The following is a 5,394-nucleotide window of genomic DNA, read 5'->3' as shown; positions in this document are numbered from 1 at the left end:
GCATACCCCTGGGGGTATGCGGTCGGCCACGTCGTCGCTGCTGTGCTGCTGTCGTCGAGCATGGTCACAGAGAATACGGGCCCCCACTGACAACGCTCGATCCGCCTGCCCTGTACGCTTCTTGTGCCCTTTCGCGCCCCTGATGCGCCCCTCGCGCGGGCGAGCCGGAACACCCGCGCGGGCACCTCCGTCGGGCCTTCCGCGGTGACGCCACCCGGACCCCTTGGCCGCCGCCCGGGAGCGCGGTCCGTCCCGCTCACCCCGGCGCTGAGCTACGCCGTTTTCAGCGGTCATTCGTGAACGAGGGCTGTGTCGTGGCCGGTTCCCCCCCGCGAGCCGGTTCGGCGCGACTTCCGCACCTCGCGCGGCAGTTCCCCCGGTTGCTCCCCTGAGGGCTGTCGCCGCGGCGATCGTGGACCCGGCCCCCGGCCCCGGCCTCGGCGCCGATGACCCGATCCCTCTGACGACCCATCTCGAATACTTGCGGGTAACAAACTCTGGCCCCGGTCGGGCCACCGCATCTACGGTGCAGACATGCCGAACCCGTCCGCTGCCGTCCCCTGGCCGATACCCGCCGCTGTCCCGCTCGCCGCTGTCCCGCTCGCCGCCGTGGAGCGGGGCGTATGAGCGCACGGCGCCCGCGTACGGCGGTCCGCAGGCGCGAAACCCTCGGCCTGCTGCTGCTCACCGCGTTCGCCGTCGCCGTACTCGCCGATCTCGGCTCGCTTCTGCTGGACTCCGTCCTCGGCCACCGGGTCGCCAAGCCGCTGCTGATGCCGCTGCTCGCCGCTTATACGGCCGTACGGGGCGGTCCCCGTCTGCTCGTCGCCGCGCTGCTGTTCGGCTGGGGCGGCGATGTGTTCCTGCTCTTCGGCACCGATCTCGCCTTCGTCCTCGGCATGGCGTCCTTCGCGGCGGGACACCTGTGCTACCTGGCGGTCTTCGGCCGCGGCCGTACGCCGAAGGGACCCCTGCGCCTCTACGGCCGGGGCCGTACGCCCAGGGGTCTGGCGCCCCTCTACGGCGTTCTGCTCGGCGTCGCCGTCACTCTCCTGTGGCCCGGTCTGCCCGCCGGACTGCGCGTTCCCGTCGCCGGGTACGCGCTGCTGCTGACCGTCATGGCCTGGCGGGCGAGCGCCCTTGGGGTCGTCACGGGCGCGGGCGGGGCGCTGTTCCTGATCTCGGACCTGATCATCGCCACCGGGGTCGCGGGATGGCCCCGGCCGCCCGTCGCCGACTTCTGGATCATGCTGCTCTACAGCACGGCACAGGTCCTGCTCACCGTCGGGGTGCTGGCCGCCCGAGCACCGTCGCGGTCATGACATCAGAAAGGGCCGGACGGGTGTCCGGCCCTTTCCGATACCGAGGAACCGAAGAGATCGAGGAAACCGGAGGACTCCTGCCACTCTTCGGCGGAACCGCAGGCGGAACCGCAGGCGGAACTACCGGCGCAGTTATCGGCGGACCGCGTCCAGAGCGTCCGCGACGCCCGCCCCGTAGAAGCTGTTCTCGTCCTGGTCACCCTCGCACACCGCGTCGACGGTGCCGTCACCGTTGATGTCGTACGGATCGGTGCACGCACGGTCGTCCGCCTGCGCGTACAGCAGTGCCTTCACCGCGGCCGGAGAGGCCCCCGGGTGCTTCGACTTGATGAGCGCGGCGACGCCCGCGACATGCGGCGAGGCCATCGACGTACCGGCCTTGTAGCCGTAGCGGCCGTTCGGCATCGTCGACAGGATGCGGCCGTCGGTGGCGGGGGCGTCCGGCTTCTGGAAGGCCGTGGAGTCGCCGCCCGGGGCGGAGATGTCGATCACGTCGTCGCCGTAGTTGGAGAACGACGACTTCAGACCCTTGGCACCCAGCGCGGATGTGGTCACGACACCGGGGAGCTGCGTCGGGATGTCCAGGCACTCGGCGGGGTCGATGACCCGGTCCGCCGGGGTGGTGTCATTGGGGCTGGACGGGTCCGTCAGCTGGTCGGCCGCCAGATCCATCCGGTCGTTGCCGGCCGCGGCGACGTTCACCGCGCCCTTGCGCTCGGCGTACCGGGTGGCGCGCTGGACGGCTTCGACGAGAGCCTGCTGATCCGGGTCGTTCTTACAGGCGAACAGCCACGGGTCCACGTAGTAGCTGTTGTTGGTCACCGCGACGCCGTGCTCAGCGGCCCAGACGAAGCCGCAGACGACGGACTCCGTGTAGAAGAATCCGGCCGTCGTCGACACCTTGATGCCGGAGACCTTCACACCCGGGGCGACGCCCGTGACGCCCACGCCGTTCTTGGCCGCCGCGATCGTGCCGGCGACATGCGTACCGTGGCTGCTCTCGTCCGGGCCCGGACGCCAGGACCCCGGCGTCGTGTCCGGCTTGCCGGTCACACAGTTGGCCGAGGCGCGCTGGTCGAAGTTGGGCGCCAGGTCGGGGTGCGTGTCGTCGACTCCCGTGTCCAGGACGGCGACCGTGACGTTCCTGCTGCCCAGCGACCGCTGATGGGCCCGGTCCGCCTTGATGGCGGGCAGGCTCCACTGGAGCGGCTCCAGCGGGTCCTGATCCGCCTCCGCGCGGGCGGCCGACGCCTTGGCCTCCTTGGCCGTGAGCGGACGCTCGGACGCGATCGAGGTGTCCGTCGCGGTGCTCAGCGCGGCGGTCCGCGTGGCACCGGCCGAAACGACACCCTTGACCTGCCGGACCGTCGAGGCGAAGGCCGGATTCTGCGAATGGACGACGATGACGCCTATCTGGTCGTAGGCGATCACCACCGAGCCGCCTGCCCTGGCTATCGCCCTCTTCACCGCCTCGGCGGTGCGGTGGCCGCCCCTGACGTTCACCACGTACGACAGCTTCGGGCCGTCGGTCACCACCGTGGCGGGTGCGTCCTCGGCGGGCGCGGCCGTTGCCTCGCCTGCCGGAAGGAAGCCGAGCGAGGCCATGAGCGCCAGACCAGCGGGCAGCGCGAGTGCGCGCCGGCGTCTGGATCCCAGATGAGCCATGGGTTCTCCACATCATCCGTGACAACCGCTCAGACACCGTGTGCGAATGAGCGGGTACATGTCGAGCGAAGCTAGCGCCCCGAAGCGATCACCATCAATGTGTTCGAGTGGAAATTGGCGAAGAAATCAAGCCGATGTTGAACCGGTCCGGCGTGCTCTCCGTGCCCTTGTCAGGGGGTGAAGCACCATCAAACCGCCCGCCGACCCCGCAGGAACGAAGGACCGCTCTTGTCACCCCTTCCCCACCCCACCGCGCCCGCGTCACGAGGAGATTCCGTGGCTACCGATGCACCGCCGCCGCCCCAGGCGACCGGTACGGACACCAGCCCCGCCCAGCCCACGACAGAGCAGTTCGTGGAGGTGCAGCAGAGCGCGGAGTTCGCCGAACTGCGCCGTACCTACCGCTCCTTCGCCTTTCCCCTGACCGTCGCCTTCATCGCCTGGTATCTGCTGTACGTCCTGCTGTCGAACTACGCGGGCGGCTTCATGGGTACCAAACTCTTCGGCAACATCAATGTCGCCCTCGTCTTCGGCCTCGCCCAGTTCGCCACCACCTTCCTCATCGCCTGGCTCTACTCCCGGCACGCGGCGGCGAGGCTCGACCCCAAGGCGGAAGCGATCAAGGCCCGGATGGAGGCGGACGTATGAGCGACATCCTCCCATCGGCCACGGGCTCACTGATGCCCTTCGCGGCTGAAAATGCCACGACCGAGCACCGGCCACTGATCATCACGCTCTTCGGCCTGTTCGTCGTCGCCACGCTGATCATCACCGTCTGGGCGGGCCGCCAGACCAAGAGCGCCGCCGACTTCTACGCGGGCGGGCGCCAGTTCACCGGATTCCAGAACGGACTGGCGATCTCCGGCGACTACATGTCGGCCGCCTCGTTCCTCGGTATCGCCGGAGCCATCGCCCTCTTCGGCTACGACGGCTTCCTCTACTCCATCGGCTTCCTGGTGGCCTGGCTGGTCGCCCTGCTGCTGGTCGCCGAACCGCTGCGCAACTCCGGCCGCTTCACCATGGGCGACGTCCTCGCCTACCGGATGCGCCAGCGCCCGGTCCGCACCGCCGCCGGGACCTCCACCATCGTCGTCTCCATCTTCTATCTGCTCGCCCAGATGGCAGGCGCCGGAGTGCTGGTCTCCCTGCTGCTCGGCATCACCAACGACGCGGGCAAGGTCGCGATCGTCGCCCTCGTCGGCATCCTGATGATCCTCTACGTCACCATCGGCGGCATGAAGGGCACCACCTGGGTGCAGATGGTCAAGGCCGTCCTGCTGATCGCGGGAACGCTCCTCATCACCTTCCTGGTGCTGCTGAAGTTCAACTTCAACATCTCCGATCTGCTCGGCACGGCCGCCGAGAAGAGCGGCGCCGGCACCTCCTTCCTGGAGCCCGGACTCAAGTACGGCGTGAGCGGGACATCGAAGCTCGACTTCATCTCGCTCGGTATCGCCCTCGTCCTCGGCACCGCGGGACTGCCCCACATCCTCATCCGCTTCTACACGGTCCCCACCGCGAAGGCCGCCCGGAAGTCCGTCAACTGGGCCATCGGCATCATCGGCGCGTTCTATCTCATGACGATCGCGCTCGGCTTCGGCGCGGCGGCGCTCGTCGGCCCCCAGGAGATCACCGCGTCCAACAAGGCGGGCAATACGGCCGCGCCCCTGCTCGCCCTCCACATCGGAGGTGTCGACTCCGCGGGTGGCGCGATCCTGCTCGCGGTGATCTCCGCGGTCGCCTTCGCCACCATCCTCGCCGTGGTCGCCGGACTCACCCTCGCCTCGTCCTCGTCCTTCGCCCATGACATCTACGCCAATGTCATCCGCAGGGGACAGGCCACCGAGAAGGAGGAGGTCCGCGCGGCCCGCTGGGCTACGGTCGCCATCGGTGTCGTCTCCATCGCGCTCGGCGCGCTCGCCCGCGATCTCAATGTCGCAGGTCTGGTCGCGCTCGCCTTCGCGGTCGCCGCGTCGGCGAATCTGCCGACGATCCTCTACAGCCTGTTCTGGAAGAAGTTCACCACCCAGGGCGCCCTGTGGTCCATCTACGGCGGACTGATCTCCTCCGTGGTCCTGGTGCTCTTCTCGCCGGTCGTCTCGGGGAAGCCCACGTCGATGTTCAAGAGCGCGGACTTCTACTGGTTCCCCCTGGAGAACCCCGGCCTTGTCTCCATTCCGCTGGGCTTCCTGCTCGGCTGGCTCGGCTCCGTGCTCACCAAGGAGAAGCCGGACCAGGGCAAGTACGCGGAACTGGAGGTCAAGTCCCTCACCGGGACCGGAGCCCACTGACGCGCCACCGCTCAGGGTCTGTCGCTCGGCCGCGCCGCCGCTCATGGACGTTGTACGCGGGCGTGCCGCCGCTCGGAGACCGTCGCTCGGCCGTGCCGCGGGCCCCTCACCGGGCC

Annotated in this window: 4 protein-coding genes; 3 read left to right on the top strand and 1 reads right to left on the bottom strand. The window is 69.0% G+C overall.

Features of this window, described 5'->3' with window-relative positions:
- Positions 1 to 623 precede the first annotated feature (623 nt).
- Positions 624 to 1,322, top strand: coding sequence for a lysoplasmalogenase (locus ACWF94_RS32280; protein ID WP_453496611.1), 699 nt, complete (start codon positions 624 to 626; stop codon positions 1,320 to 1,322).
- 132 nt (positions 1,323 to 1,454) lie between these two features.
- Here ACWF94_RS32280 and ACWF94_RS32275 read toward each other — a convergent pair whose 3' ends face one another.
- The gene (locus tag ACWF94_RS32275) at positions 1,455 to 2,987 is read right to left on the bottom strand and encodes a S8 family peptidase (protein ID WP_453496608.1); all 1,533 of its coding nucleotides are present in this window, start codon (positions 2,985 to 2,987) and stop codon (positions 1,455 to 1,457) included.
- A gap of 276 nt (positions 2,988 to 3,263) precedes the next feature.
- Between ACWF94_RS32275 and ACWF94_RS32270 the strand changes: the two genes are divergently transcribed.
- A complete protein-coding gene (locus tag ACWF94_RS32270; protein WP_453496605.1) occupies positions 3,264 to 3,635 on the top strand; it encodes a DUF485 domain-containing protein in 372 nt (123 codons plus the stop codon).
- Between the two features lie 32 nt (positions 3,636 to 3,667).
- Positions 3,668 to 5,278 carry a solute symporter family protein gene (locus ACWF94_RS32265; protein WP_453496614.1) on the top strand — a complete coding sequence of 537 codons (1,611 nt, stop codon included), beginning with the start codon at positions 3,668 to 3,670 and terminating at the stop codon, positions 5,276 to 5,278.
- Positions 5,279 to 5,394: the final 116 nt, after the last annotated feature.

The sequence above is a fragment of the Streptomyces sp. NPDC055078 genome (assembly GCF_053607985.1).
Note: the sequence above shows the minus strand (reverse complement) of the source record. Positions and strands in the feature narration are given on the sequence as shown.

Bases quoted from the DNA above. Each gene is read 5' to 3' on its own strand.
- ACWF94_RS32280 (WP_453496611.1), top strand. From the start codon at position 624: ATGAGCGCACGGCGCCCGCGTACGGCGGTCCGCAGGCGCGAAACCCTC.
- ACWF94_RS32275 (WP_453496608.1), bottom strand. From the start codon at position 2,987: ATGGCTCATCTGGGATCCAGACGCCGGCGCGCACTCGCGCTGCCCGCT.
- ACWF94_RS32265 (WP_453496614.1), top strand. From the start codon at position 3,668: ATGCCCTTCGCGGCTGAAAATGCCACGACCGAGCACCGGCCACTGATC.